The organism is Simplicispira sp. GW247-4R2A (assembly GCF_059424465.1).
Genome location: NZ_JBWKZM010000006.1, coordinates 17,494 through 43,113, shown reverse-complemented (window position 1 = coordinate 43,113; position 25,620 = coordinate 17,494). Strand labels below are relative to the sequence as shown.

Annotated in this window: 21 protein-coding genes and 1 pseudogene; 14 read left to right on the top strand and 8 right to left on the bottom strand. The window is 64.7% G+C overall.

From position 1 onward, the window contains the following. Positions 1 to 13 precede the first annotated feature (13 nt). Genes AC07ZH_RS06155 through AC07ZH_RS06145 form a run of 3 tightly spaced genes read left to right on the top strand, consistent with a single transcriptional unit; the run spans position 14 to position 3,652 of the window. Positions 14 to 502 carry a hypothetical protein gene (locus tag AC07ZH_RS06155; RefSeq protein WP_495198985.1) on the top strand — a complete coding sequence of 163 codons (489 nt, stop codon included), beginning with the start codon at positions 14 to 16 and terminating at the stop codon, positions 500 to 502. Positions 503 to 512: 10 nt separating this feature from the next. Continuing rightward, the gene (locus AC07ZH_RS06150) at positions 513 to 2,132 is read left to right on the top strand and encodes a GMC family oxidoreductase N-terminal domain-containing protein (RefSeq protein WP_495198984.1); all 1,620 of its coding nucleotides are present in this window, start codon (positions 513 to 515) and stop codon (positions 2,130 to 2,132) included. Between the two features lie 59 nt (positions 2,133 to 2,191). Next, on the top strand, positions 2,192 to 3,652 hold the full coding sequence (locus AC07ZH_RS06145) for a phospholipase D-like domain-containing protein (protein ID WP_495198983.1): 1,461 nt from the start codon (positions 2,192 to 2,194) through the stop codon (positions 3,650 to 3,652). A 99-nt stretch (positions 3,653 to 3,751) separates the two neighbouring features. Here AC07ZH_RS06145 and AC07ZH_RS06140 read toward each other — a convergent pair whose 3' ends face one another. The 5 genes from AC07ZH_RS06140 to AC07ZH_RS06120 form a co-directional block, all read right to left on the bottom strand. Next, on the bottom strand, positions 3,752 to 5,089 hold the full coding sequence (locus tag AC07ZH_RS06140; RefSeq protein ID WP_495198982.1) for a four-carbon acid sugar kinase family protein: 1,338 nt from the start codon (positions 5,087 to 5,089) through the stop codon (positions 3,752 to 3,754). 23 nt (positions 5,090 to 5,112) lie between these two features. Further along, positions 5,113 to 6,378, bottom strand: coding sequence for a ribulose-bisphosphate carboxylase large subunit family protein (locus AC07ZH_RS06135; protein ID WP_495198981.1), 1,266 nt, complete (start codon positions 6,376 to 6,378; stop codon positions 5,113 to 5,115). Positions 6,379 to 6,391: 13 nt separating this feature from the next. Beyond that, on the bottom strand, positions 6,392 to 6,931 hold the full coding sequence (locus tag AC07ZH_RS06130; protein WP_495198980.1) for a VOC family protein: 540 nt from the start codon (positions 6,929 to 6,931) through the stop codon (positions 6,392 to 6,394). 42 nt (positions 6,932 to 6,973) lie between these two features. Beyond that, entirely contained in the window at positions 6,974 to 8,851 is a 1,878-nt protein-coding gene (locus AC07ZH_RS06125) for a TRAP transporter large permease (RefSeq protein ID WP_119107661.1), read from the bottom strand. 95 nt (positions 8,852 to 8,946) lie between these two features. After that, on the bottom strand, positions 8,947 to 9,966 hold the full coding sequence (locus tag AC07ZH_RS06120) for a TRAP transporter substrate-binding protein (RefSeq protein WP_495198979.1): 1,020 nt from the start codon (positions 9,964 to 9,966) through the stop codon (positions 8,947 to 8,949). Between the two features lie 134 nt (positions 9,967 to 10,100). Between AC07ZH_RS06120 and AC07ZH_RS06115 the strand changes: the two genes are divergently transcribed. The 9 genes and pseudogenes from AC07ZH_RS06115 (at position 10,101) to AC07ZH_RS06075 (ending at position 21,037) form a co-directional block, all read left to right on the top strand. After that, complete coding sequence (locus AC07ZH_RS06115) at positions 10,101 to 11,159, top strand: LacI family DNA-binding transcriptional regulator (protein ID WP_119107659.1); 1,059 nt, start codon at positions 10,101 to 10,103, stop codon at positions 11,157 to 11,159. 129 nt (positions 11,160 to 11,288) lie between these two features. After that, positions 11,289 to 12,659: a tryptophanase gene (locus tag AC07ZH_RS06110; protein ID WP_495198978.1), complete on the top strand. Its 1,371-nt coding sequence runs from the start codon at positions 11,289 to 11,291 to the stop codon at positions 12,657 to 12,659. 133 nt (positions 12,660 to 12,792) lie between these two features. Further along, positions 12,793 to 14,046 (top strand): NRAMP family divalent metal transporter, encoded by a 1,254-nt coding sequence (locus AC07ZH_RS06105; protein WP_495198977.1) that lies wholly within the window; start codon positions 12,793 to 12,795, stop codon positions 14,044 to 14,046. 719 nt (positions 14,047 to 14,765) lie between these two features. Then, positions 14,766 to 16,172 (top strand): TolC family protein, encoded by a 1,407-nt coding sequence (locus AC07ZH_RS06100; RefSeq protein ID WP_495198976.1) that lies wholly within the window; start codon positions 14,766 to 14,768, stop codon positions 16,170 to 16,172. Then, positions 16,169 to 17,239, top strand: coding sequence for an efflux RND transporter periplasmic adaptor subunit (locus tag AC07ZH_RS06095; RefSeq protein ID WP_495198975.1), 1,071 nt, complete (start codon positions 16,169 to 16,171; stop codon positions 17,237 to 17,239). Before AC07ZH_RS06100 ends, AC07ZH_RS06095 begins: the two co-directional genes overlap by 4 nt. Before the next feature lie 28 nt (positions 17,240 to 17,267). Continuing rightward, positions 17,268 to 20,423 carry an efflux RND transporter permease subunit gene (locus AC07ZH_RS06090; protein ID WP_495198974.1) on the top strand — a complete coding sequence of 1,052 codons (3,156 nt, stop codon included), beginning with the start codon at positions 17,268 to 17,270 and terminating at the stop codon, positions 20,421 to 20,423. Between the two features lie 46 nt (positions 20,424 to 20,469). Further along, positions 20,470 to 20,604 (top strand): hypothetical protein, encoded by a 135-nt coding sequence (locus AC07ZH_RS06085; protein ID WP_495198973.1) that lies wholly within the window; start codon positions 20,470 to 20,472, stop codon positions 20,602 to 20,604. Further along, a pseudogene (locus tag AC07ZH_RS06080) lies at positions 20,604 to 20,795 on the top strand (hypothetical protein); the annotation flags it as partial. The gene AC07ZH_RS06085 and the pseudogene AC07ZH_RS06080, both read left to right, overlap by 1 nt. Positions 20,796 to 20,830: 35 nt before the next feature. Continuing rightward, positions 20,831 to 21,037, top strand: a complete 207-nt coding sequence (locus tag AC07ZH_RS06075) for a hypothetical protein (RefSeq protein ID WP_495198972.1) — start codon at positions 20,831 to 20,833, stop codon at positions 21,035 to 21,037. Positions 21,038 to 21,044: 7 nt separating this feature from the next. Here the strand turns inward: AC07ZH_RS06075 and AC07ZH_RS06070 are convergent, their stop codons facing one another. The 3 genes from AC07ZH_RS06070 to AC07ZH_RS06060 all read right to left on the bottom strand — a co-directional run bounded on the left by AC07ZH_RS06070 (position 21,045) and on the right by AC07ZH_RS06060 (position 22,933). After that, positions 21,045 to 21,503 (bottom strand): hypothetical protein, encoded by a 459-nt coding sequence (locus tag AC07ZH_RS06070; RefSeq protein WP_495199059.1) that lies wholly within the window; start codon positions 21,501 to 21,503, stop codon positions 21,045 to 21,047. 89 nt (positions 21,504 to 21,592) lie between these two features. Further along, on the bottom strand, positions 21,593 to 22,234 hold the full coding sequence (locus AC07ZH_RS06065) for an adenylate/guanylate cyclase domain-containing protein (protein WP_495198971.1): 642 nt from the start codon (positions 22,232 to 22,234) through the stop codon (positions 21,593 to 21,595). Positions 22,235 to 22,285: 51 nt separating this feature from the next. Beyond that, positions 22,286 to 22,933 (bottom strand): C40 family peptidase, encoded by a 648-nt coding sequence (locus tag AC07ZH_RS06060; protein ID WP_495198970.1) that lies wholly within the window; start codon positions 22,931 to 22,933, stop codon positions 22,286 to 22,288. 126 nt (positions 22,934 to 23,059) lie between these two features. Here AC07ZH_RS06060 and AC07ZH_RS06055 point away from each other — a divergent pair, with 126 nt between their 5' ends. Both AC07ZH_RS06055 and AC07ZH_RS06050 read left to right on the top strand, forming a co-directional pair. Further along, a complete protein-coding gene (locus AC07ZH_RS06055) occupies positions 23,060 to 24,652 on the top strand; it encodes a thymidine phosphorylase family protein (RefSeq protein WP_495198969.1) in 1,593 nt (530 codons plus the stop codon). A 2-nt stretch (positions 24,653 to 24,654) separates the two neighbouring features. Continuing rightward, complete coding sequence (locus AC07ZH_RS06050) at positions 24,655 to 25,581, top strand: ribose-phosphate diphosphokinase (protein ID WP_495198968.1); 927 nt, start codon at positions 24,655 to 24,657, stop codon at positions 25,579 to 25,581. Positions 25,582 to 25,620: the final 39 nt, after the last annotated feature.

Below are 25,620 nucleotides of genomic sequence, written 5' to 3'. Positions count from 1 at the left end.
AAGACGATCTCTTTTGAAACTGGGCTTGGTGTCCGGCGCCGTACTGGCGTTGGCGGGTGGGGCCGCGGTGCTGCTGCGGCCGGGCCTGGAGCAGGGGCGCCTTTCTGCGTCGGCCCGTGGGCTGTTTGCCAGCCTGGGCCGTGCCATCCTGCAAGGCACCCTGCCTGTTGATGCGCAGGCATGCAGTCGCGCGCTTGCGGGCATGGTCGAACGCATCGACGCGCTGACGGCCAACCTGCCGCCTGCGGTGCAGGCCGAACTCTCGCAACTCTTGGGCTTGCTGTGCACCACGCCAGGGCGCCTGGGGCTGGCGGGCCTGGCGCCGGCCTGGGCCGATGCCAGCGAGGCACAGGTGCAGGCCGCCCTGGAAGGGATGCGTTTTTCCAGCCTGGCGCTGCGCCAGCAGGCCTACCAGGCGCTGCACGAGATCGTGGGCGGCGCCTACATGTCTGACGAAAGCACCTGGGCCGCTTTGGGCTACCCCGGGCCTTTGCCTCTTTGATCTTCCTCGTATGAGCCAATTTCCTGACCCTATCCGCGCGGGTTTACAGCGCGGCTGGAAGGTGCTGGGCGGCGTCCACGGCGCACTGCCTGCCAAAATCACCTGCGACGTCGCCATTGTCGGCTCGGGCGCCGGTGCCGGCATCACCGCCGAGCTGCTGACCCAGGCGGGTCTGGCCGTCGTCATCGTGGAAGAAGGGCCGCTCAAGAGCAGCAGCGATTTCCACCAGCATGAATCCGAGGCCTATCCCTCGCTGTACCAGGAAAGTGCGAGCCGCAAAACCGAGGACAAGGCCATCTCCATCCTCCAGGGGCGTTGCGTAGGCGGATCCACCACGGTGAACTGGACCAGCTCCTTCCGCACGCCCGAGTCCACATTGCGCTTCTGGCAGGAGCGTTTAGGGCTGAAGGATTACCACCGTGAAGCTTTGGCGCCGTATTTTGATCAGGCCGAGCGGCGCTTGCACATCGCGCCCTGGTTGACGGAGCCCAACGAGAACAACGCCTTGCTCCACCGCGGGGCGCAAAAGCTTGGTATTTCCGCGTCGGTGATTGCGCGCAACGTCAAAGGCTGTTGGAACCTCGGTTCCTGCGGCATGGGGTGCCCGACGAATGCCAAGCAGTCCATGCTGGTGACCACCATCCCCGCGGCGCTGGACCACGGCGCCACGCTGCTGGTGGAAACACGCGCTGAACAATTCGTACTGGATGGCGGCAAAGCGCAGGCGCTGCGCTGCGTGGCCGTGCGGCCCAATAGCGCACCGGTGGCGCCGGGCCAGATCGCCACCACCATCGTGGCCAAGCACTTTGTGCTGGCGGGCGGCGCCATCAATTCACCGGCGGTGCTGCTGCGCTCCAAGGCGCCCGACCCGCACGCGCTGCTGGGCGCGCGCACCTTTTTGCACCCGGTGGTGATGTCGGCGGCCGTGCTGGAGCAGCGGGTGGAGGGCTGGGCGGGCGCGCCGCAGTCCATCTACACCGACCATTTCATGGACACGCAGCCAATCGACGGCCCCATAGGTTTCAAGCTGGAGGCGCCGCCCCTGCACCCGGTCATCATGGCCACGACCATGCCGGGCTACGGCCAGCCGCACGCCGACATGCTGGCGAAATTTCCGCACACCCATGTGCTGCTGGCCTTGCTGCGCGACGGCTTTCACCCGCAGGCGCCGGGCGGCCAGGTCAAGCTGCGCAGCGATGGCTCGGCAGTGCTGGACTACCCGCTGACCGATTTCGTGATGGAAGGCGCCCGGCGCGCGCTGCTGGCCATGGCCGAAATCCAGTTTGCTTCGGGTGCGCGCGAGGTGCTGCCGGTGCACGAGCGATCGCACCCCTACACCTCGTGGGACACGGCGCGCAGCGCCATTGCGGCACTGCCCATGAAGCCGCTGCTCACCAAGGTGGTCAGCGCCCATGTCATGGGCGGCTGCGCCATGGCCGCAACGGAGGCGCAAGGCGTGGTGCGTGCAGACGGCGGGCATTGGCAGATCGAAAACCTGTCGGTGCACGACGGCTCGCTCTTTCCGACCAGCGTGGGCGCGAACCCGCAGCTGTCCATCTACGGCATTGCCAACCGGCTGGCACAGGGGCTGGCGCAGCGCTTGACAGGCAGGGCGGTGGTGCTGGGCTGAGGCGAGCGTTCGCCGCAGGCCCGTGGGGAGAATGCATCAACGCACACTAACATCACCGCATGGAACCGTCCTTGCCCACGCTGCTGCTGCAACTGCTGCATGGCTTTGCGCTGTGGCTGGTCTCCTCGGTGCACATCGCACTGGCGATCGCCGTCACGCTGCATGCGCTGATGAAGAAGGACGAAGTGCACGCTGCAGTCGGCTGGATTGGTCTGGCCTGGCTGGCACCGTTCGGTGGTGCGCTTGCGTATTGGTTGCTGGGCATCAACCGCATCGGGCGCACTGGGGTGGCGCTGGGCCTGCGCAAAGCCTGGCAGAGCGAAGGCGACTTGGCCGAAGCCTTTGCAGTCCCCGACGAGGCGGTGGATGCTCCGCTGGGCGGCGTGGCCCGGGTGGCCCGTCAGGTGACGGGAAAACCGCTGCTGGCGGGCAACAGCGTGCTGCCCCTGCCCGATGGCGACATCGCCTACCCGGCGATGCTGGCGGCGATCAACGCGGCCGGGCAGTCCGTCACGCTGCTGACCTACATCTTCCACAACGACGCCGTGGGCGAAGCCTTTGTGCAGGCGCTGACGCGCGCCCAGGCGCGGGGCGTGCAGGTGCGCGTGCTGATCGATGCCGTGGGATCGCGCTATCGGCCGACCGGCGTGCTGCGGCGCCTGCGGGCGCTGGGCATTCCCTGCGCCGCGTTCCTGCCGCCTGCATTCACGCGCGTGCTCTCGCATGTGAACCTGCGCAACCACCGCAAGATTTTGGTGGTGGACGGCGTGGTCGGTTTTACCGGCGGCATGAACATCAGCGCCAACCACTGGATCAGCAGGCAGCCGGCTACGCCCGTGCACTGCCTGCACTTCGAAGTGCGTGGGCCGGTGGCCACCGACATGCAGCGCGCTTTCGCCATCGACTGGGCGTTCACCACGGGCGAGCGCCTGCATGGCGCGCCCTGGTTTGCGCTGCCGCAGCCTAGTGGCTCGGTGCTGGCGCGGGGCGTGACCGATGGCCCGGACGCCGATATGGACCACATGCGCCAGGTCATTCTGGGCGCGTTGGCTGCGGCGCGGCAGCGGGTGCGCATCGTCACGCCGTACTTTCTGCCCGACGAAGTGGTGCTGAGCACGCTGCAGACGACGGCACTGCGCGGCGTGGTGGTGGACATCGTGCTGCCGGTGCGCAGCAACCTGCCGCTGCTCGACTGGGCCATGCGCCCGCAGTTCGACGCACTGCTGGCAGCCGGCTGCCGCATCTACCTCACGCCGGCGCCGTTCGACCACGCCAAGCTGTTGGTGGTGGACGGCGCCTGGGCGCTGATTGGTTCGACCAACTGGGACGCGCGCAGCCTGCGGCTCAACTTTGAATACAACCTGGAATGCCACGACGGCGAACTGGTGCGCAAGCTCAGCCCGCTGATCGACACCCGCATCGCCCGCGCCACGCCGCTCGATGCCGCCACGCTGGCCCGCCAGCATCTGCCCGCACGGCTGCGCAATCGGCTGGTATGGCTGCTGTCGCCGTACTTGTGAAACTCACAAATAGATAGCTACAAATGCTTTACATATAAGCGCTAGCAGCCATTTTCATTCATTTTTTCTGTTCCAGGCCATTGCACCGCCCAGGCGCTGTCAGGCTGCGCCGCGCACCAGACGTTCGAACAGATCCGGTGGCCCCATCTGCCCGCCCTTGAGCATGAGCTCCAGGCCGTCGAGCGCCGGGACGTTGCTGTGCAGCCGGCACAGCGCCTGGTCGGGCGAGAGCTGGCCCAGATGCGACAGGCCCCAGGCGTCGAGTGCCTGCACCGCAAGGCTGGAGGTGTCGCCCCCGGCAATCCCGACGCGGCGCACCGAGGTGTGGTTCAGCACGGTTGCCAGCCATTCGCCGCACGCGAGGGCAAGCTGTCGCGAACCGATGGACAAGCCTGCGGCGGGGCTGCCGCCCGCGCTCGACGTGCAGGCCAGCACATGGTGTCCGTCCTGCAGTGCCGCGGCCACTTCGAGGGCCAACCGCTGGCGGTAGGCGCCATCGGCGTTCACAAGTTGCGCAGGGTCCAGCGCGACGTGGGAGAACGAGGTGGCGTGCTGCACCTGGGTGGCGGTAATCGGCGAGAGGCTGCCGGCCAGCACCAGCACCGGCCCTTTGGATGGACCGATCGGCGGGTTCGCTTGCGCTGCAGGCATGGACGTTTCATCGGCGGCCCATGCGGCGGTCAGGGCCTGCACCACGCTGCTGGGGCCGACCGCGAGGAGGGGCTGCTGCAGCGCGGCGCGCCAGATCAGCCGACCGACGGGAACCAGGTCGGCCGGCCGGGCGACGTCGAGCAGCACGGCATCGGGGTGCGCCAGGTGCAAGGCTTGAAGCCGTGTCAACTGGCCTGCTTCTGGCGCTTCATAGGCGGTGTAGTCGAGCCCGCCTATTTGCACCAGCCCTTGCTGCGCGAGGTGGCGCCGCAAATCGGCCTCACCCATGGGGGTGACCGGGTGCTGGCGCATGGTGGGGTGTCTGTCGATGCGGTGCACCGTACCCCCGCTGCCTGCGGCGGCAAACAGGTTGCCGAAGACGCAGTAGCGCCCCAGGTTCGGCTGGCCGCCGACAACCGGCACCCACGGGTTGGGGGCATAGGGGCGCAGGCTGCGCACCGCCTGGCCGATGCTGCCCACATGGGGCGCGCTGTCAAAAGTAGAGCAGCATTTGTAATGCAGCACCCGTGCGCCCGAAGCGGCAAAGAAGGCTCCCACGGGCGCGAGTTCGGCGGCCATTTCAGCTGGCGCCATGGCGCGCGCGGCGCCAGCAATGCCCAGGCAATCGAGCGCACCTGCCCGTGCGCGCTGCGCTGGCGTGGGCAGGGTCAGGAACAACAGGGCGCGCAGGCCCGCACGGGCTGCGTTGGCCAGCGTGTCGGTGGCCCCGGTGAAGTCGTCCGCGTAATAGACGATGCGCGGTGGTGCGATCTTAGAGACGGCCATGGCAGGGGGTGCTCGTTCCCGGGCTATTGGCCAAAGAACGTCAGCGCGCGGCGGAGTTCTGGCGCCAGTCGGGCGAAATCAGCCAAAGGCGTTCCTGAACGAGCGGCCTGCCAAGCCTGGCGCAGGCTCATGACGCCGGCCGCTGGTCCGTCCGGGTGGGCCAGAATGCCGCCGCCCGACATGAACAGCAGATCGTCGCTGGCGATGGCGTCCCAGGTGGCGGGCACGGTGCCCGCCCACTGGCCGGAAGAAAACGCTGGCAGGACGCGGTCGTCAAGCCCTGAGATGAGCGGCGTAAAGCAGTCGCGCGCAGATTGGACGACTTCCTCATCGGCCTGCGCGAATTTTCCCTGCAGTCCATGCACGTGCATATGGTCCACGCCAGCCAGGCGCCACAGGGTCTGGTACGCCTGAAAGCCGATGCCGAGCCCCGGGTGGCGCGAGAGCGCGCCAAAGCCGTTGCGGTGGGCGTGCAGCGCCAGCGGGGTGTGGCGGCGCAAGGTCTGCATGGCCGAGTAGCCGCACCAGTTGATGCTGGCCATCACGCAGGATCCGCCTTCACGCGCCACGAGATCGGCATGGCGTTTCATGGCGTCGGTTTCGTCGCTGATGTTGAACGCCACCATTACGTGCTTGCCGGTGCGTTCCTGGTGCGCACGCACGACGGCCATGACGGCCGGCACACGCTCGGCCAGCGGTGCGTGGACCGGGTTGGCGCAGACTTCGTCGTCCTTGATGAAATCGACGCCGGCCTCGCACAGGGTGCGCACCAGTTCGGCCGTCTGCTGCGGCGACAGGCCCACGTTGGGTTTGATGATGGTGCCCACCAGTGCACCCTGGTCGACGCCGGTAATGCGCCGCGTCCCGGTGATGCCGACGGCAGGCAGCTCGAATTGCGTGCGGTAGTCGGCCGGTAGTTGCAAGGTTTCGAGCCGCATGCCGGTGACTTCGCCCAGGTCGTACAGGTTGCCGGCGACCGTGGCCACCAGCGTGGGCAGGTTCGCGCCGATGTTGGCCACCGGGTACGCAATGTCGATCTGCACCTGGTGCCAGGGCCCGCTCGGGGCGTGCCGCGTGAGCCACGCGTTGGGCAGGCTCGGAGCACTGGTGGTGGCCAGGGTGGTGATGCCTTGCACCGTGGCCCGGGCGCGCTTGCGCAATGCATCGGTTTCGCCTGCCACGCGCGTAAAGGTGCCGCAGGACTGCTCGCCCGCCATCACTTCGGCCACGCGCGCAGGATCGAGCGGTGTTTCCACGAGATAGCGGGCCAGGATGCGATCGGTATTCATGCTGCGCCAACCCTCAGAGACTGCTCAGATCAGGGAAGGGACGCACCGGGTCGCTGCCGTCCCAGCCTTGCGAGGAGGTGCGGATCAGGTCGAACAGGCGCCCCTTGGGCCCGGCGACCTCCGACAGCTCGATGACCGTACCGGGGTGGTATTCGGTATCGAAATAGATGAAACGCCCGCGTTCGCCAACTTCGCCGCTCATCTTGGGCTTGAAGCCCTGGGCGAGCAGGCGCTTGATGTCGGCGTCATAGTCTTGCGTCCAGTACGCCACATGCTGCAGACCGGTGCGGCCGGCTTGCAGGAAGTCGCGGTACATCGAGGGTACGTCGTTGCGCGTCTGGATGAGTTCCACCTGCACAAAGCCCGAGTTGGCGAGCGCCACCGAGTTGTGCGGCTGGTAGGCCTGGCCGTCGTAGCGGTAGTTGACGATCGGCACCTGGGGGTTGTAGTACCAGGGGCCGACGCCCAGTGTCTTGCTCCAATAGTCCATAGCGGCTTCGATGTCGTGCACGACATAGCCCAGTTGGCGAATTTCTCCGAAATGTCGGCTCATGGGGTTCTTTCAATCAGCGTGAGGAATCGGGTGGCTTGTGGCTCAGCCCTTGAGAAAGCCTGTGGAAATCCAGGGAATGGCGGCGACCAGTAACAGGCCGAGAACCAGCGCTGCCATGTAGCCGCCGATGTACTTCAGGCCCTCGCTCGGATCGACTTTGCTGACGGCGCAGGCACCGTAGTAGCCAACGCCAATGGGTGGTGCGAACAAACCAATACCCATCGACAGGATGACCACCATGGCGTAATGCACCTCGTGCACGCCGGCGGCACGGGCAATGGGGAAGAGCAGGGGGCCAAACAGCACGATCGCGGGAATGCCTTCCAGCACACAACCGAGCACGATGAAGGCGAGGATGGAGATCGCCAGAAAGCCAAACCGCCCGCCCGGAATATTCGCCATGAACCGAGCCAGATCGGTGGAGAAGCCCGACTGCGTCAAGCCCCAGGCCATGGCGGTGGCACAACCGACGATGAGCATGATGGCGCCGGCCAGCGAGGCGGTTTCCACGAGCATGGGGCGTAGGCGCCGCCAGTCGAATCGCCGGTAGAACACGAGGCCGGCGAGAGCCGAATAGATGATGCCGATCGTCGAAACCTCGGTGGCCGTGGCCACGCCTTCGACGACCGAGGCACGGATCACAAAGGGCAGCAAAATCGCCGGCAGGGCCACCAGAAAGAGCCGCCCAATCTCGCGCGCCGGAAAGCGCCGCACACCGCTCAGGTCTTCGTTGCGGTTGCGCCACCACACCACACTGCACAGGCAAACGCCCAGCACTACGGCGGGCAGCATCCCGCCGGTGAACAGTGCCGCGATCGACACGCCAGTGACCGAGCCGATCGTAATCAGCACGATGGACGGCGGAATGGTCTCCGTCTGTGCGCCGGTCGCCGACAGCAGCGCGACCAGGTCGCCCGGTTTGGCGCCGCGTTTTTTCATCTCAGGAAACAGCACCGGCGCAATGGCCGCCATATCGGCGATCTTGGAGCCCGAGATGCCCGAGATCAGGTACATCGCCCCGATCAGCACATACGACAGGCCGCCGCGCACATGGCCGAGCAGGCTGGCGAGAAACCCGATCATGGCGCGCGCCATACCCGTCATTTCGATCAGGGCGCCTAGAAAAATGAACAGTGGCACGGCCAGCAGCATCAGGTGCGACATGCCTTCGTCGAGGCGCCCGACCATCACCACCATGGGCGTCTGTGTGGTGAGCGCGAGGTAGCCGAAGGTGGCCAGCGCAAACGAGAAGGCAATGGGAACGCCGGCAAACACGCAGCCCGCCACCACTCCCACGAAAAACACGATGAGGTTCAGCTTTCCGAGCATCGCCCATACTGGCTGGGCCAGCCAGAAGGCCGCGACCAATACAGCGGTGATGGTGATGGCCAGACCGATCTGCCGCAGCGTGCTGAATTTGAAAAGGCGCAGCACGGCCGCGACGATCATCAACAGCGCACCGAACGGAATTGCGGATGCACGCCAGGCGTTGCTTACCTCCAGTGCTGGGGTGATGATGTAGCGCTCTTCATCGGCGTATTGGTAGGCAGGCCAGAGCACCAGGGCCAGAAATGCCAGGGCTGCAGCAATGGCTACCGTCTGGAGCATGGCGCGCGTGCCGGGTTTGGCCCGATTGAGGATCGCTGTCATGGCCATGTGGTCGCCTCGGCGCAAGGCCACCACGGCGCCGAGCATGGACAACCACAGGAAAAGGATGGACGCGAGCTCATCGGTCCACACCAGCGGTGCGTGCAGCGCGTATCGCGCCACCACGCCCGAGAACAGCACGGCGATCTCAATCAGCACGATGGCCGCACCCAACGTTTCCATCACCATGCCAAAGCCATGGTCGAGCCGCCACGCGAGCGCGCTGACAGGGTTGGTGGGCAACTCGGACGCAGGATCAGTGGCGTGAGACATGGACGTGGGGTGCTTTCAAAAATTGGTCGCCAAGGCGCCCAGCCGCGCAGCAGCCATGCTGCCGCGCAAGCGCCGCTCGGGGAACGTGGGTCGAATCAGGCCAGCTTGCCCACCGACTTTTCCAGCAAGCCCCAGGCCTCGTCGCCAAAGCGCCCTTTCCACTCGCCGTAGAAGCCGGCTTCGCGCAACTTGGCGCGGAAGGTCTCGGCGGCAGGGCGGTTGATGGCCAGGCCTTTGGACTGCAGGTCGCCCACGACCGACTCGTTGAGCTTCTTGATGTCGTCCCGCTGCCCCATGCCGGCGTCGTTGATGGCGGCAGACACGATGGCCTTGAGGTCGGCCGGCAGGCGCTCCCAGGTGCGGCCGTTGGCAATGAACCAGTAACCGTCCCAGATGTGGTTGGTGAGCGAGCAAAATTTCTGCACTTCGTACAGCTTGGCGACCTGGATGATCGGCAGCGGGTTTTCCTGCGCGTCCACGATCTTGGTTTGCAGCGACGAATACACCTCGCTGAACTGCAGGCTGGTGGGCGAGGCGCCCAGCCCCTTGAACATGGAGATCGACAGCGGGCTGACCGGCACGCGGATCTTCAGGCCGTCAAGGTCTTTGGCGGTGGTGATCGGCGCCTTGCTGCTGGTGGTCTGGCGAAAGCCGTTGTCCCACATCTTTTCAAACGTGTGCAGGCGCATCTTGGCGATGGCGGCGCGCACGTGGGCGCCCAGATCACCGTCCATGGCCGACCACACCTGGTTGTAGTCAGAGAAGGCAAATCCCACCGCGTTGATGGCCGCGACAGGCACCAGGGTAGCGATCACCAGCGCCGAGGGTGTGAAGAAATCTATGCCGCCCGAGCGCACCTGCGAAAGCATGTCGGTATCGCCGCCCAACTGGTTGTTGGGGAAGATCTTGATGTCCACGCGCCCCTTGCTCTCCTTGAGGATGCGATCGCAGGCCTCCTTTGCGCGGATGTTCAACGGGTGCGTAACGGGCAGGTTGTTGCCGTACTTGAGCGAGAACTCGGCGGTCTGCGCCATGGCCGGCAAGGCTGTTGTCATGCCGGCAACCGGCACAGCGGACAGGGTGCGCAACAGGCTGCGGCGGGTCATTTCTGTCATGGTGTCTCCTGGTTGATAGATGATGACTTTTGATGCATCATTTTTAGAAAGAGCCTTGACGATATGGGTTGGATGCCATAGCGTCAAATTACTTTGTTGATGTATTTTGATGTTTTTTCTAGGGTAAACCCGAGATGACCAAGGGCTCCAAAACGTTCGCCAAACCGGCACTTTTGCCCGATGTGGCACGGTTGGCAGGCGTTTCCACGGCCACCGTTGACCGTGTGCTCAACCGGCGCGCGGGCGTGCGCACGGCCACGGTACAGCGCGTGCTGCGCGCCGCTGCGCAATTGCGCTACCTTCCCGAGAGCGACCTCTACGCAGCACTTGCGCCGCAGCCTATGCGGCTTACGTTCCTGTTGCCCGGCGGCACCAACCGCTTCATTCGCATGATGGGTGACAGCGTCGGCTATTTGCAGGACCACTGGGCGCCTTACAACGTGTGCTGCCATGTGGAGTTCATTGAAAGCTTCAACCCCGATGAACTGGCACGCAGCCTTTTGCGCGCTGGCGAGCGGGCCAACGGTGTCGCGTTCATGGCGCTGGAGCACCCGGCGGTGCGCGAAGCGGTTGACAGCCTGGCTGAGCGCAATGTGCCCACAGTGACGCTGATCTCGGACATCTCGAGTACCCGGCGAGCGGCCTATGTGGGCCTGGACAACCGCGCCGCGGGCCGGACGGCGGCCTACCTCATCGGCCGCTTCATCGGCCCGCGTACGGGCAGGGTGACCAAGGTGGCGATGATTGCCGGCAGCCTGAGCTACCGCGCCCATGAAGACCGTGAAGCCGGGTTTCTTCAGCTGTTTCAGGAGCAGTTTCCCGAGGTCGAGGTCGTGGGCCTGCGTGAAGGGCATGACGACGCAGCGAAAAATTATGCGCAGACCCGGGTGCTGCTGGAACAGCACCCGGAGTTGGCCGGCATCTACAACATTGGCGGTGCCTCGGATGGCGTTGCCCGCGCCTTGGAAGAGGCCGGGCGCGCACAACAAGTCGCCTTTGTCGGTCACGGCCTCTCGCCCGACACGCGGGCGCTCTTGATTCGCGGCACCATGGACGCCGTGATTACGCAAAGCCCGCAAACCGCCATGAGCAGCTGCGTACGCATCTTCGCCAACGTGCGCGACGGGCTCGAGCCCATGGGCGGCGTGGAAGTGGCGCGAAGCCAAGTCATTTTTCGCGAAAACCTACCGTAACCGGCGGCAGCGATGCCTCAGCATCGCTGCGCGGGAGCCGCATGCCAGATTCGTTGCTATTAACCGACACCACGCCCCAAACCCCGGTGATAACTTTGCGCCACTTTTCCTACACGGCCAGAGACCACCATGCCCAAAACCCTCATCGAACCCTTCCGTATCAAGAGCATCGAGCCCATTCGCATGACGACGCGCGCCCAGCGCGAGCAGATGCTGGAGGCCGCGCACCTCAACGTCTTCAAGCTGCGCGCCGAAGACGTGCTGCTCGACTGGCTGACCGATTCCGGGACGGGAGCCATGTCGAGCAAGCAGTGGGGCGCCATCATGGAGGGCGACGAAAGCTATGCCGGTGCGCGCAGCTTTTACCGGCTGGAAAAAGTCATCCAGGACATCACCGGCATGCAGCACTTCGTTCCCACGCACCAGGGCCGCGCGGCCGAGAAAGTGCTGTTCACGGCGGTGTGCAAGAAGGGCGATCTGGTACCCAACAACTGCCATTTCGACACCACGCGCGCCAACCTCGAATATCTGGGGATCGAGGCGGTGGACCTCGTGATCCCCGAGGGCCTGCAACCGGCGTTGATCTACCCTTTCAAGGGCAACATTGATCTGGCGCGCGCCGAGGCTGTGCTGCAGAAGGAGGGCGCGCGCATCCCGTTTGGCATGATCACCGTGACCAACAACACCGGTGGCGGCCAGCCCGTGTCGATGGCCAACATCCGTGCCTATTCGGCATTGCTCAAGAAGTACGGCAAGCCCTTCATCATGGATGTGTGCCGCTTCTCGGAGAACGCCATGTTCATCAAGATGCGCGAGCCGGGCTACGAGAACACCCCCATCCGCGACATCGTCCAAGAAATGTTCTCGTACTGCGACGGTGCCACCATGAGCGCCAAGAAGGATGCCATGGTCAATATCGGCGGCTTCATCGTGCTGCGCAGTGACGAATGGATGGATGGCGTGCGCAACGGCCTGATCATGATGGAAGGCTTCCCCACCTACGGCGGTCTGGCTGGGCGTGATCTGGAAGCCATGGCCGTGGGCCTGGAAGAGGGCATGGACGAGGACTACCTGCGCTACCGCCTGCGCACCGCCGAATACCTGGGTGAGCGGCTGGACGCCGCTGGCGTCGGCTTCGTCAAGCCCACCGGCGGCCACGCGGTGTACATCGACGCCAAAACAGTGCTGCCCGACATGCCCGTGGCGCACTACCCCGCCTGGGCGCTGTGCAACGCGCTGTATCTGGAAGGCGGTATTCGCGGGGTGGAGATCGGCTCGGTCATGTTCGGCAAGCGCCTGGCGGATGGCACCGAGACCTACCACAGCATGGAACTGGTGCGCCTGGCGTTTCCGCGGCGGATGTACACGCAGTCGCACTTCGACTACGCCGCCGAGGTGATCGCCGAGGTCAAGCAGAAAGCAGCGAGCATCCGCGGCGTGCGCATCACCAAGCAGCCGCAGTTTCTGCGCCATTTCACCTGTGAGTGCGCCTGGGTGTGAGGAAATGGGGCAACGGAGCCGCGAAATGACTTAAGGCACCACCACCGGTGCCGGCCTGTGGCCTTGATGGTCACCCGTTGCGGCCGATCCCGGCTTGTATGATAATGAGAAGCATTATCATTGAAAGCACGAAATGACAAATGCAACCGCGCTGGCAATGCCGCTTCGCCGTCCGCGATGGGGTCGCTTTGCGGCCATTGTCGGGCCGGGCACCGTGGTCATGCTGGCGGACACCGACGCCGGCAGCATCATTACCGCGGCACAGAGCGGTGCCCAGTGGGGCTACCGCCTGCTGCTCTTGCAGGCGGTGCTGATCCCCATCCTCTACATTGTCCAGGAGCTCACCGTCCGGCTCGGCATCATCACCGGCGAAGGCCACGCACGGGGCATCCGCAAGCACTTTGGCCCGACCTGGGCCTGGATATCCGTCTCTACGCTGCTCCTGGCCTGCGTGGGGGCCCTTGTGACCGAACTAAGCGGTGTTGCCGGTGTCGGCATGCTGGCTGGGATACCGGCCTGGGAGAGCATGGCCATCGTGGTGGGCGGCTTGGTGCTCATGGCCTATACCGGCTCCTACCTGACCGTCGAGCGCATCGCCCTGGCGGTCGGCCTGTTTGAACTCGTCTTCCTCGTCGTCGCCAGGCAAGCCCATCCTGATTTTGGCGCGATGGCAGCTGGTGCCGTGTCCATCCCGTTCTCCGACCCGAAGTACCTGTACCTGGCAGCGGCCAATGTCGGCGCGGTGATCATGCCCTGGATGGTTTTTTATCAGCAGTCTTCCGTCGTGGAAAAAGGCCTGACCGCCGAGGACCTTCCGGCCGCGCGCTGGGACACCGCCATGGGTGCCGTTGTCACCCAGATCATCATGGCCGCTGTGTTGGTGGTCACTGCCGCCACCATCGGCAACGCCCACAAGGGGCAATCCCTGGACACAGTTGAGCAGATTGCCCAGGCGATCACGCCCTTCGTTGGCGAGCACACGGGCACCTTGATGTTTGCGCTCGGCATGATGGGGGCCGCGCTGATCGCTACGATTGTTGTCACGCTGACGGCCGCTCGAACCCTGGGCGAAATCCTTGGCTTCAAGCATTCGCTGGAGTACCACCCGCGTGAAGCACCCTGGTTCTATGGTGTCTACACAGTCACCCTCGTGCTTGGCGCCATACTTGTTGCCTCTGGCGTTGATCTGGTCAAGTTGAGCGTGGGTGTCCAGGTGATGAACGCGCTCTTGCTGCCTATCGTCCTGGGTTTTCTTTTCATGCTCGCGCGGCGGGCGCTTCCGGCTCCGTACCGCCTGTCAGGGCGCTATAGCTGGATCGTTGGGATCACGATCGCGGTGACCGCGGGCTTCGGCCTGTATGCCGGGCTATGGGGAACGTTCACCTGAATGGCTTGGGCTTGGGTTCGGGCGCCGGTTGCTGGTTCGGTACCTCCCAAACCCCTGCGATACCCATTTTCAATGGGAAAATTCATAGTCAAACGTGGCTCTATCGCTTATTCAAAAAGCGTATATAGCTATAAAAAGAAGAGCAATCAGCCCGCTGGTGGCGGCAACCGCAGTTGCGCCGCCTCGGCCGGGGCGATGCAGGCGCGGATGTGCTGCTCGCCCAAAAACTGCAGTGTGGCGTAGCCCAGCCATGGACCGCCTCCTGGGATGGGCCATCGGCCTGCAACGCCAGGCGCATGAACATCGACAGCGCAAGCGTGGGTGGGTACAGTCGCTCGCGGTGATCGGGCGACTGTGCCTCTGTCGTGTTCAGCAACTGCGCGCCGGCTAGCAGCGTTGAAGTACTCTACAGCGTGGTTCGCCCTGGCGCTGCGTCCAATGCTGGGCCGGCACCGATACAAGTCGCTTTGGGCATTGATCCATGGCGGCGGCCTTCGGAGTGACAGTTTGATTGCTTGGAAACAACCATCCTATTGATCCTTTGTCGGTCATACCAATTTGAAACCAATCACTTACGCCGCCCCCTAAGGGCGGGCAGCTAAAATAACTACCATCCAGATTAAGGCCAGCGAAGTCGGTTTCCGAATAGGGTTCACGCCTTGATCCCCATACCCGTCAGCAGGCACCATTTCGTGAGACAACTCGATCGCTCCCAGCCTATGGTGTCGCCCAATGCCATCTCGCTGCGGGTCGCCGCGCTCGCCGCATCCCTGTGGCTCTGCGGCTGCGCAAGTTTCGCGCCTGCCCCCATCGCGCCTGCTGCGACGCTGCGGTCTTTCGAGGCACGAACGCTCGACGGACCGGAGGTGCAGGACTACGTGGTCTCGCATCTCGCAGTCCGACCCGCCGATGGAAGAGTGAGCGCATGGGATCTCGAGTCGTTGACGCTGGCTGCGTTCTATTTCAGTCCGGAACTCGACTTGGCACGCGCCAGAAGCGCGACAACCGCCGCTGCGGTGCAAACGGCTTCACAGCGGACAAACCCTTCATTGCAATTGCCCTTTGGCTACACCCGAAACGCCAAGCCGGGAGAGTCGCCGTACACCTGGGGACTTGCCCTGGATATTCCGGTCGAGACCGCAGGCAAGCGCGGCTACCGCATCGCCGCGGCGCGGCAGCTTTCCGTCGCCGCGCAACTTGAAGTCGGTCAGGCGGCCTGGCAGGTGCGAAGTCAACTTCGCACCCAGATGCTCAACTGGTTTGCCGCGCAGCAGCGCAGCCGGCTTCTGGCGCAGCAAGTTCAGTCTCGACAGGTGCTTGTCCAGATGCTGGACAAGCGCCTGTCAGTGGGCGCCATGTCTGCACCAGAAGTCCTGCAAGCGCGCGCAGCGCTGCTGCAACAACGCGTCGAACTTGGTAGGTCAGCGCAGCAGGTAGTCGACGCGCGGACCGCAGTCGCAGCCATCATCGGCCTTCCCGCACGGGTGTTGGAGGCGGCGAATGTCCGCTTCGATGCCTTCGAGGCGACGTATCCCGATCTGCCGGACGAGGCCGTACAGGAAACTGCGCTGCTGAACCGGACTGACGTGCTGGCCGCCTTAGCCGCTTACGAGGCGAGTCAGGCGGCGCTGCAGTTGGAGGTCGCAAACCAGTATCCCGACATTCACCTCGGACCTGGCTACACCTATGACGCCGGCGCGCACAAGTTTGCGCTGCCTGTGTCGGGCATTGTGTTGCCGCTGTTCAACCGGAACGAAGGGCCCATCGCAGAAGCATCAGCACGGCGCAAAGAGGCTGCCACCCGCTTCAATGCCACGCAAGCGCGGGCCATCGGAGCAACCGAACGCGCAGCCCAGCACTACCGTTCGGCGCTGACGGCGCTGCATTTGTCCGAATCCCTGCAGGTCGCACAGCAACGGCAGTGGGCGGACGTGCACAAGGCGTTCGATGTCGGTGAATCTGACCGACTCAGCCTCGTAAGCGCCGACGTGGAGGTGCAGACGGTCGCGCTGAACCGGGCCGACGCCTTGGCGGCGGTCCAGCGCGCGATCGGTGAACTGGACGACGCCTTGCAGATCCCGATGTCGGCCCGCCTGCCCACATCGCAGCCAGAAAGACTCGAATGACGCTTGCGGATCACTTCAAACCTATCGCCATCAGTCTCTTGGGTCTCGGCTTGCTCGCCGTGGCGGCTGCTATCGGCCTGTCGGATGGGGGAGCAGCAAGTCCGGCGCACACGCCGCCGGTACCTGCGGCGTCGAGTTCGGTGTCGGTCGTTAACGGCGTGACGATGGTGCGGCTCGACCTGGCAACCCAACGCCGCAGCGGCGTGTCCACCGAAGCGCTTGCCGCGACAACGCGGCGTGTTGAGGTGACGGTGTTCGGCAACGTGCTCGACTTGCAGCCGCTGATCGACCTGCGCAGTCGGCACGATGCGGCACAGGCCGATGCCGTCGCAGCCCAGGCTGCAGCGGCCGTATCGCGGGCCGAGGTGGAACGCAATCGTGCGCTGTACGAGGACCAGCGCAACGTGTCGCTCAAGGCCTACCAAGCAGCGCAGGCCGCTGATCTTGCGAACCAGGCGAAGGCCGATGCCGCTGGGCGCAGCGTGCGCAACATCGAGGCGAGTGCGCAGCAGCAGTTCGGCAGCACCTTGGCGCGCTGGGCGTTCGATCCGGGCTCGGCGGCATTCAGCCGGCTCCTCAAGCGCATGGATGTCCTGGTACGCGTGACACTGCCACCGGCCTCTGGCACGCACGCACCACCAACCGAAATCGATGTTCAGGCCAGCGGTGGCAGCCGAATCCCGGGTTTTCGGGTGTCGGCTGCAGCCCAAGCCGACCCGGGTGTCGCGGGCACCAGCTGGGTTTACCAGGTAGCGTCACCGCTTGCCGTGGGCACATCGGTGGTCGGCTACCTGCCGACCACCATCCCAGCGGCGCAGGCAGTGTTCGTCCCGTCCAGTGCCGTGGTGTGGTACGCCGGACAGCCGTGGGCGTATGTCCAGGACAGCCCGACTCGGTTCGCACGCCAGGCGCTTGGCCAAGCGGCGCAATCCGAGGGCGGCTACATCGCTGTGGCCGACCTGCAGCCGGGTCAGCGCATCGTCACCAGCGGCGCGGGCCTCTTGTTGTCGGAAGAGCAGCGTCCGCCGCCAGGCGGCGCCGGCTGCAAGGATCCCGAATGCGACTGAACTTGAAAACCGCCCCTCGGGGTGCCAGGTGCTGGGCCACATCGTCGCCTTCTCGATCCGGTTCCGGGGCGTCGTGATCGCCCTGGCCTGTCTATTGGTTGGCTATGGCATGTACACGCTGTCGGTGGCCCGACTCGATGTGTTTCCGGAGTTTTCAGCGCCGACCGCCGTCGTGCAGACCGAGGCGCCTGGGCTGTCGGCTGAGCAGGTGGAAGTGCTTGTCACACAACCCATCGAGAACGCGCTTGGGGGAACCTTGGGCGTCGACTCGATGAAGTCGAAATCGCTGCAGGGACTGTCGATGATCAGCGTCACCTTCAGCGATGCTACCGACATACAGCGAGCGCGCCAGCTGGCAAACGAGCGTCTGACAGCGCTCGCCGCAGTCCTGCCCTCCAGCGTTAAACCGCCTGCCTTGCTTCCGTTGACCTCCTCGACCAGCGTGGTTCTGGTCATCGGACTTACGTCGCATGAGCGTTCGCTTGGCAAATTGCATGACCTTGCCCAATGGACGCTCAAGCCTAGTTTGACAGGACTGCCCGGCGTCGCCGACGTGGTGGTGTTTGGCGGCGACGCGCGCCAATTTCAGGTGCAGGTCGATCCGCAGCGGCTGGAACAGCACGGCTTGTCGCTGCAGGACGTCGTTGACGCCGCCAGGCGCTCCACCGGCGTTCGTGGCGCAGGCTTTCTGGAGGGGACCAACCAGCGCATTGTGATCAGCACTGAAGGCCAGGTCCATACCGCCGAACAACTGGCGCAGACCCCGATGCTGCTGCGCAACGGGACCCGAATCAGGCTCGGTGACGTGGCGACCGTGCGCTTCGCACCGGGGGCCGCAGTGGGCGCCGCGGCGATCGACGGCCAGCCAGGTGTCATGCTCGTGATCGAGAGCCAATACGGCGCCGACCCGATGGCGGTGACCACGGCAATCGACAGTGCTCTGGCAGGATTGAAGCCCCTTCTCGCCTCCGAAAAGGTGACCCTGGAGCCCTCCATATTTCGACCGGCGAACTTCATTGTGGTTGCCATAGACCACTTGCGCGATGCGCTGCTTCTGGGTGGCGTGCTGGTGATTGCCGTGTTGTTCCTGTTTCTGTTCAACCTGCGAACAGCGGCGATCTCGGCCATCGCCATCCCGCTGTCGCTGCTGACCGCGGTCATCGTGCTTCACCGCATGGGCATCAGCCTCAACACGATGACCCTGGGCGGATTGGCGATCGCGCTCGGCGAGGTGGTGGACGACGCGATCATCGATGTAGAGAACATCTTTCGGCGCTTGCGCGAGAACAATGCGCTGGAACACCCCTTGTCGGCAGCACGTGTGGTCCTTGCCGCCTCGCTGGAGGTGCGCACTGCGGTCGTGTACGCCACCTTCATCGTGACGCTGGTATTTCTGCCGGTGCTCACGTTGTCGGGCGTGGCCGGCAAGCTTTTTGCGCCCTTGGGGACCGCCTACATCGTGGCCGTGCTGGCTTCGTTGGCGGTCGCGCTGACACTCACCCCGGCTCTGGCCTACCTGCTGTTAGGCAATCGGCCCCTGCCGGTGCATGAAACGCGGTTCGCGGCAAAGCTGAAGTGCGGCTACGGGCGATGGTTGTCGGGCGTCGAAAAGCACACTGGCACGGTCGCCATCGTGGTGGCAGGCCTGTGCATTGCCGCGCTGGTGACGCTGCCGTTTCTCAGCGGCAATTTCATTCCCGAAATGAAAGAGGGTCACTACACCGTACACATGTCGCTCGCACCCGGTACCTCGCTGAACGAGTCGATGCGTGTAGGCAACCGGATCAGCGCAGCGCTGGGCACGGTACACGGTGTGCGGCTGGTCGCGCAGCGCGCAGGCCGGGCCAGCGAGGTGGTCGATCCGGTGGGCGTCAACGTCAGCGAGTTCGAGGTCGACCTGCAGCCCATGTCCGGTTCGCAACAAGCGTTGACGCTGGACAAAATCCGGCAGGTGCTGGAGGGCTTCGTCGGGATCACGGTCTCGGTGAACACCTTCTTGATCGAGCGCATTGACGAGACTATTTCGGGCGCCACGGCGCCAGTGGTCGTCAACATTTACGGCAACGACCTCGATGTACTGGACGGCAAGGCGCGCGAGGTGATGCAGGTGCTTAACGCGGTACCAGGCGCAATCGGCGTGAGCCTGCAGGCTCCACCGGGCACGCCGCAACTCAGTGTGCGCCTGCGACCCCAGCAGTTGGAACGCTACGGATTTTCGCCGGTGGAGGTGCTTGACGCGGTGCAGTCTGCGTTTGGCGGGACCGATGTCGCCCAGGTTTACGAGGGCAACCGGGTATACGGCGTCTCGGTGATCCTCGACCCGTCGCACCGGCAACATCCTGCCGATGTGGGTGCACTGCTGGTGCGCAACGCCCAGGGTATGGCGGTGCCGCTGCAGCAACTCGCCGATATCACCGAAGCCGCCGGGCGTTCGCAGATCGAGCACGGCGGCGGTCAGCGGGTGCAGACCGTTACGTCGGCGGTACACGGGCGTCAGGTCAGCGATTTCGTCCACGATGCGCAGGCCCGCATTACCCGCGACGTGCGTTTGCCACAGGGTACCTACATCGTGTTCGCCGGCGAGGCGCAGGCGCGTGCGCGCGCCCAGCATGACTTGCTGGTGAATTCCGCACTTGCTGGCGGGGGCATTGTGCTGTTGTTGTTTCTGGCGCTGCGTGCCGCACGGGCTACGGCGCTGGTTCTGGTCAACCTGCCGTTTGCGCTCGTCGGTGGCGTCGCGACCGTCCTGGCAACCGGAGGCAACCTGAGTCTGGGCTCCATGATCGGCTTCGTTACCTTGTTCGGTATCACGCTGCGCAATTCCATCATGTTGATCTCACATTATCAGCATCTGGTCGAAAAGGAGGGCATGCCCTGGGGCCCAGAAGCGGCGCTGCGCGGCGCCAGCGAGCGGCTGATGCCTATCCTGATGACGGCTACAGTCACTGCGCTCGGCCTGCTGCCGCTGGCACTGCGCACTGGTGAGCCGGGAAACGAAATCGAGGGGCCGATGGCCATCGTCATTCTCGGCGGGCTGGTCACCTCGACGTTGTTGAACCTGCTGGTGCTGCCGGCCCTGGCGCTGAGGTTCGGTCGTTTCCAGCCGACGCGCGAGGCAGACGGCCAGCCGAGAAGTGACCCTCTGCCGTCAAACCCGAGCCAGGGACTGGAGGGTATTCGTTGATGCATGCCTTTCTTGAGTTGATCGGTCTTTCGGACTGCAGAAGGGCGTGAGCGCCTATAAGCTGGTGGACAACGGCGTGCCGATCAACGCCCGCGTCATCGGCACCCATAAACACGAGCGTCACTACGTGTTCGATCTGCGGTACAGCAACAAGTCCGACATCATGACTAGATCGATGTGATGCAGGCCACCATCGCCCGGTTTCGCAACGCAGCCGCCGACGTCAATGGGGGCAAATTCCGGGTTCACACCGAAGCCGAGCGGCAGATCGGGAACGGGTGCTCGCGCCTGATCACTGGCGCGAGCATCTTCTACAACACGGCGTTGCGTTTGAAGGTGTACACACGGAGGGTGGCCGCTGGCGACCAGGAGGCTATCGCCATCGTCCGAGGAATCTCTCCGGTGGCTTGGCAGCACGTCAGCTTGTTCGGACCTTCGAATTCGACGAGATTGCCACCAACGTCAATATCGATGCGCTTGCGGCCAGATACGCCGACCAAGCCTGTTGGAGCAAGTCCATCAAGAAGGCGCCGAAGGACCGCTGGGCTGACTTTTTCGTTGCACTTGGACTTGAAACCGCCTTGGGCAAAATTGGCCATGCAGCTACAAAATAAGGAGTGCTCAGCCCGCTGGCGGCGGCAACCGCAGCTGCGCCGCCTCGGCTACGGCGATGCAGTCGCGGATGTGCTGCTCGCCCAAAAACTGCAGTGTGGCGTAGCCCAGTGCTGCCGAGACGGCCTGACCGGCCAGGGGGATGTACTTGCTCAGTTGCTGCGTGGTCAGGCGCAGGCCTGCGGTGCGCACCGCTTTGAGCACCAGGTCGCGGGTGATGAACTTACCGATCAGCACCGAGCCAACCATGGCCACGGCCTTTTGCACCTGCTCGCGCTTGTGCGGGTCAAGCGCATTGAGCTGGGCGGGCGTCAGGCCAAATTCAGCGCTGATTTGTGGCAGCAGGCGCGAAAGCAGGGCAGCATCCACTGCCCAGTCCAGGCCTGGTACTGGCACTGTGCTGGCGACGGCCGCGACCAGGGCGCGGCGCTTGAGCAGGCTGCGTGAGCGCTGTGCGGCTGCTTGCATGGCGGCCTGATGTGGGGTTTCTGGCAAGGCATCCAGTGTGGCACCTGAAGTTTTTCCCTTGAGCATGCGTTTCAAGCTGGCCATGGGCTCTACGAGAGTGGCCCGAGCGGGCGCTCGACTAGGCAGGCCTGCAGAGAAAACGCGGTTTGTTCGGCGCCGCCTATCTGGGGTGTGATTTCACGAAACAGATAGCGCTCAGGCGGCAATGCAGCCACGGCAGCAGGGGTGAGCAGAATCTCGCCCGTGCCGGCAATGTCCTCGCCCAGCTTGCAGGTGAAGTTCATCTCGGCGCCAAACATGTCGCTGTGGGCAATCACCAAGGTCTGGCCAAAGCCAATGCCCATGCTGGCGTACAGGGCGCTGTGCGGGGGCTGCACCGCATTCATGGCGTCGAGCGCGCGGCGGATATCGAGGGCGGCTTCAAGCGCTTGCACGGGCTCTGAAAACACCGCAAACAGGTTGTCGGCTTCCTGCTTGATCACTTCGCCACCATTGCCTTCGATGGCCGGGCGTGCGGCCTGCTCCATCTGGTGCACCATGGCCAGAAAGTGGATGATGCCGTGGCGTTTGGTGGTGCTGGTGAAGCCGCATATGTCGAGCGCCAGGATGGCCACCTGGCGCACGAACGCTGCCTCAATGGCGGCGTTGATCTGCGCGTGCAGGGTACTGTCCTGGTTGCGCCGCGCCAGCAGGCTGTGCAGGTAGGCCTTGTCGTGGGCTTGGTGCGGCATGGGCTCTGCGGCAAAACGGGTCGCTGCGCAGCGTGCCGGGGCTTTATTCGCTTATTCGCCTATGGTCGACGCTGCGCTCAGCCGGGCGCTGGCCTGTTCGTCCAAGGTGACGTGGCGTGCACCGTTAAAGCGCTTTCTCCAATAGCTGTCTTGCAGGTCGTCCACGCGCACGGTTTCGCCGGACCGGGGCGAATGGATGAACTTGCCGTCACCCAGGTAGACGCCCACATGGCTGAAGGCATGGCGCATCGTGTTGAAGAACACCAGATCGCCCGGCTGAAGATCGCGCTTGTCGATGACCTTGGTCGCAGCCGCCTGGTCCTTGGCGCGCCGGGGCAAGACCAAGCCGGCGGTTTTTTCGTACACCGCTCGGACGAAGCCGCTGCAGTCGAATCCGGTTCTTTCGCTGTTGCCGCCGCGCCGGTAGCGCAGACCCATGAAACCCATGGCCGTGGTGACCAGTGCCGATGTGTTGTCGGCCACCGTGTGCGCCTGGTCCACCACCGTATGGCCCACCTGCTCGAAGGAGCGCAGCACCAGGGACTCGTGCAAGGCAGGCGCTGCCGCCGGGCCCGTGTCGCTCGCTTGCAGCGGTATGGCCTGCGCTGTTGGCGCATCGGCAGGGGGTTCAGCAGGGGTTGCAAATGCCGTCTGGGCACAGAAGGTGGCAATAAGCAGGGGGTAAAACCAACGGGACATGGGCGCGGAGGGTAACACGACTTGGATTCGTGCCCTTTTCTGCGTTTTGTCAGCGCCGCAACGCGCTGGCGCAGTGGGTGTTGCGTTACGCTGGATGGGTTCTGAGTGAAACACTGCACAAGACTTATGAGTCCAGACCCTTGCGTTGCCAGCGAACTTGCGCCGACCGGAGCCGCCACCACTTCATGCCTGGCCCTGCGGCGCGTGGCGATTGACACCTGGCGGGAGAACGTCGCTTACTTGCACCGCGACTGCGCGGTGTACCGAGCGGAGGGTTTTCAGGCGCTCTCCAAAATCGAGGTGCGCGCCAATGGGCGGCGCATCCTGGCGACGCTCAACGTGGTGGACGACGAGGCGCTCGTCGCCCAGCATGAAATTGGTCTGTCCGAGGACGCATTTGCGCAGCTTGGCGTGCAAGAGGGGCACAGTATTGCCGTGGCGCAGGCCGAGCGGCCGGCCTCCATGGATGCCCTGTTTCGCAAGCTGGCGGGCGAGCGGCTGCAACGTGAGGACTTCCGCGCCATCATCCACGACATCGTCGACAAGCGCTATTCCAAGATTGAGCTTACCGCCTTTGTCGTCGGCTGCGCGCGCGACGAGCTCGATCGCGAGGAGGTGTATTTCCTCACCGACGCCATGGCTGCCAGCGGTCAGCGGCTCGACTGGCACGAACCCCTGGTGGTGGACAAGCACTGCATCGGCGGTATTCCCGGCAACCGCACCTCCATGCTGGTCGTGCCCATCGTCGCGGCGCATGGACTGCTCTGCCCCAAGACCTCGTCGCGCGCCATCACCTCGCCTTCCGGAACCGCCGATACCATGGAGGTGCTGGCCGAAGTAGAGCTGCCGCTTCCCCGCCTGCAGGACATCGTGCGCGAACACCGCGGCTGCCTGGTGTGGGGCGGCACGGCCCAGCTTTCGCCGGCGGACGATGTGCTGATCTCGGTCGAGCGCCCGCTGTCGATTGATTCGCCTGGGCAGATGGTGGCGTCCATCCTGTCCAAGAAGCTGGCTGCAGGCTCCACGCACCTGCTGCTCGATATTCCCTTGGGGCCTACCGCGAAAGTGCGTTCCATGCCCGAGGCACAGCGCCTGCGCCGGCTGTTTGAATACGTGGCCCGACGCCTGGGTTTGGTGCTGGACGTGGTGATTACCGATGGCAGTCAGCCGGTGGGGCAGGGCGTGGGGCCGGTGCTTGAAGCGCGCGACGTGATGCGCGTCCTGCACAACGATCCATTGGCGCCGCACGACCTGCGCGAAAAGGCGTTGCGCCTGGCGGGCCGCATGATTGAGTTCCACCCCGACGTGCGTGGCGGTGCCGGTTACGCGATTGCCCGGGACATTCTCGATTCCGGCCGCGCCCTGGCGCGCATGCAGGCCATCATGGAGGCCCAAGGTGCCCACAGCTTTGACGCCGCACACCCGCCGCTGGGGCCGCTCAGCTTCGAGGTCGGCGCGCCCGCGGCCGGCGTGGTAGTGGGCATTGACAACCTGCAAATCGCCCGTATCGCGCGCCTCGCTGGTGCCCCCACGGTGCAGGTCGCTGGTGTCGATTTGCTGTGCAAGCTAGGCGATGCCGTAGCCCCTGGCACGCCGCTGTACCGCGTGTATGCCAGCTTCCCGGCCGATCTGGAGTTTGCGCGCCAGGCCTGCACGCGCGCGAGCGGCTACCGGATTGATGGCGCGGTGCCCGCCGGCGCCTCCCTGGAAGAAGGCTGAGCATGCACAGCCCCGCCGAACCCACTGCCTGCCTGCTCCACTTTGCCGATGAGGCCGCAAGCGCAGCGCGCCTGGCGGTTGCCGCTGGCTTGCACCCTGTGGCGATCGAATGCCACCGCTTCCCGGATGGAGAGATCAAGCTGCGCCTGCCAGTGGACGCCGCAGGCCGCTTGCCCGGCCGTGCCGTGCTGCTGCGCAGCCTGCACCACCCCAACGAAAAGCTCGTCGAACTGCTGCTTGCCGCCCAAGCCGCGCGCACGCTGGGGGTTCAATGCCTCGCCCTGGTGGCACCCTACCTGGCCTATATGCGCCAGGACATCGCCTTTCAGCCCGGCGAGGCGGTGAGTCAGCGCATCGTCGGGCCGTTTCTGGCCGGGCTTTTCGACGCCGTGGTCACCGTGGACCCGCACCTGCACCGCGTGGCCCGGCTCGAAGACGCGGTGCCGGCGCGCGCCTGTGCCGTGGTCAGCGGCGCGCCGCTGTTGGGCGACTGGATTGCGGCGCAGCGCGCGGCACCCTTGCTGATGGGGCCCGATGGCGAATCCGCCCAGTGGGTGGCGCAGGCGGCGGCGCGCCATGGGTTCGACCATGCGGTGTGCCACAAGACGCGCGAAGGCGACCGCAGCGTTACGGTGACGCTGCCGCAAGTGCCCCTTGCGGGGCGCAGCGTGGTGCTGCTGGACGATGTGGCCAGCACTGGCCACACATTGGCTGAAGCGGCAAGGCTGCTGCTGGCGGCGGGCGCGGCATCGGTCGATGTGGCGGTGACGCACGCGCTCTTGTCGGATGCGGATCTCGCCGCCTTGCACGGCGCCGGAATCGGCGATTTCTGGAGCACCGATTGCATCCCCCATGCCAGCAACTGCGTGTTCATGGCCGACGCGCTGGCACAAGCCTTGGTCCAAGTGCTGGCTGCGGTGCCGGTGTGATTGTCGGCGTGACCTGCACGGCGACAATGGCGCTATCTG

What these genes read in the sequence shown, in the direction of transcription:
- AC07ZH_RS06150 (WP_495198984.1), top strand. Translation starts at nt 513, where the DNA reads ATGAGCCAATTTCCTGACCCTATCCGCGCGGGTTTACAGCGCGGCTGG.
- AC07ZH_RS06145 (WP_495198983.1), top strand. Translation starts at nt 2,192, where the DNA reads ATGGAACCGTCCTTGCCCACGCTGCTGCTGCAACTGCTGCATGGCTTT.
- AC07ZH_RS06140 (WP_495198982.1), bottom strand. Translation starts at nt 5,089, where the DNA reads ATGGCCGTCTCTAAGATCGCACCACCGCGCATCGTCTATTACGCGGAC.
- AC07ZH_RS06135 (WP_495198981.1), bottom strand. Translation starts at nt 6,378, where the DNA reads ATGAATACCGATCGCATCCTGGCCCGCTATCTCGTGGAAACACCGCTC.
- AC07ZH_RS06130 (WP_495198980.1), bottom strand. Translation starts at nt 6,931, where the DNA reads ATGAGCCGACATTTCGGAGAAATTCGCCAACTGGGCTATGTCGTGCAC.
- AC07ZH_RS06125 (WP_119107661.1), bottom strand. Translation starts at nt 8,851, where the DNA reads ATGTCTCACGCCACTGATCCTGCGTCCGAGTTGCCCACCAACCCTGTC.
- AC07ZH_RS06120 (WP_495198979.1), bottom strand. Translation starts at nt 9,966, where the DNA reads ATGACAGAAATGACCCGCCGCAGCCTGTTGCGCACCCTGTCCGCTGTG.
- AC07ZH_RS06115 (WP_119107659.1), top strand. Translation starts at nt 10,101, where the DNA reads ATGACCAAGGGCTCCAAAACGTTCGCCAAACCGGCACTTTTGCCCGAT.
- AC07ZH_RS06110 (WP_495198978.1), top strand. Translation starts at nt 11,289, where the DNA reads ATGCCCAAAACCCTCATCGAACCCTTCCGTATCAAGAGCATCGAGCCC.
- AC07ZH_RS06105 (WP_495198977.1), top strand. Translation starts at nt 12,793, where the DNA reads ATGACAAATGCAACCGCGCTGGCAATGCCGCTTCGCCGTCCGCGATGG.
- AC07ZH_RS06100 (WP_495198976.1), top strand. Translation starts at nt 14,766, where the DNA reads ATGGTGTCGCCCAATGCCATCTCGCTGCGGGTCGCCGCGCTCGCCGCA.
- AC07ZH_RS06095 (WP_495198975.1), top strand. Translation starts at nt 16,169, where the DNA reads ATGACGCTTGCGGATCACTTCAAACCTATCGCCATCAGTCTCTTGGGT.
- AC07ZH_RS06070 (WP_495199059.1), bottom strand. Translation starts at nt 21,503, where the DNA reads ATGCAAGCAGCCGCACAGCGCTCACGCAGCCTGCTCAAGCGCCGCGCC.
- AC07ZH_RS06065 (WP_495198971.1), bottom strand. Translation starts at nt 22,234, where the DNA reads ATGCCGCACCAAGCCCACGACAAGGCCTACCTGCACAGCCTGCTGGCG.
- AC07ZH_RS06060 (WP_495198970.1), bottom strand. Translation starts at nt 22,933, where the DNA reads ATGTCCCGTTGGTTTTACCCCCTGCTTATTGCCACCTTCTGTGCCCAG.
- AC07ZH_RS06055 (WP_495198969.1), top strand. Translation starts at nt 23,060, where the DNA reads ATGAGTCCAGACCCTTGCGTTGCCAGCGAACTTGCGCCGACCGGAGCC.
- AC07ZH_RS06050 (WP_495198968.1), top strand. Translation starts at nt 24,655, where the DNA reads ATGCACAGCCCCGCCGAACCCACTGCCTGCCTGCTCCACTTTGCCGAT.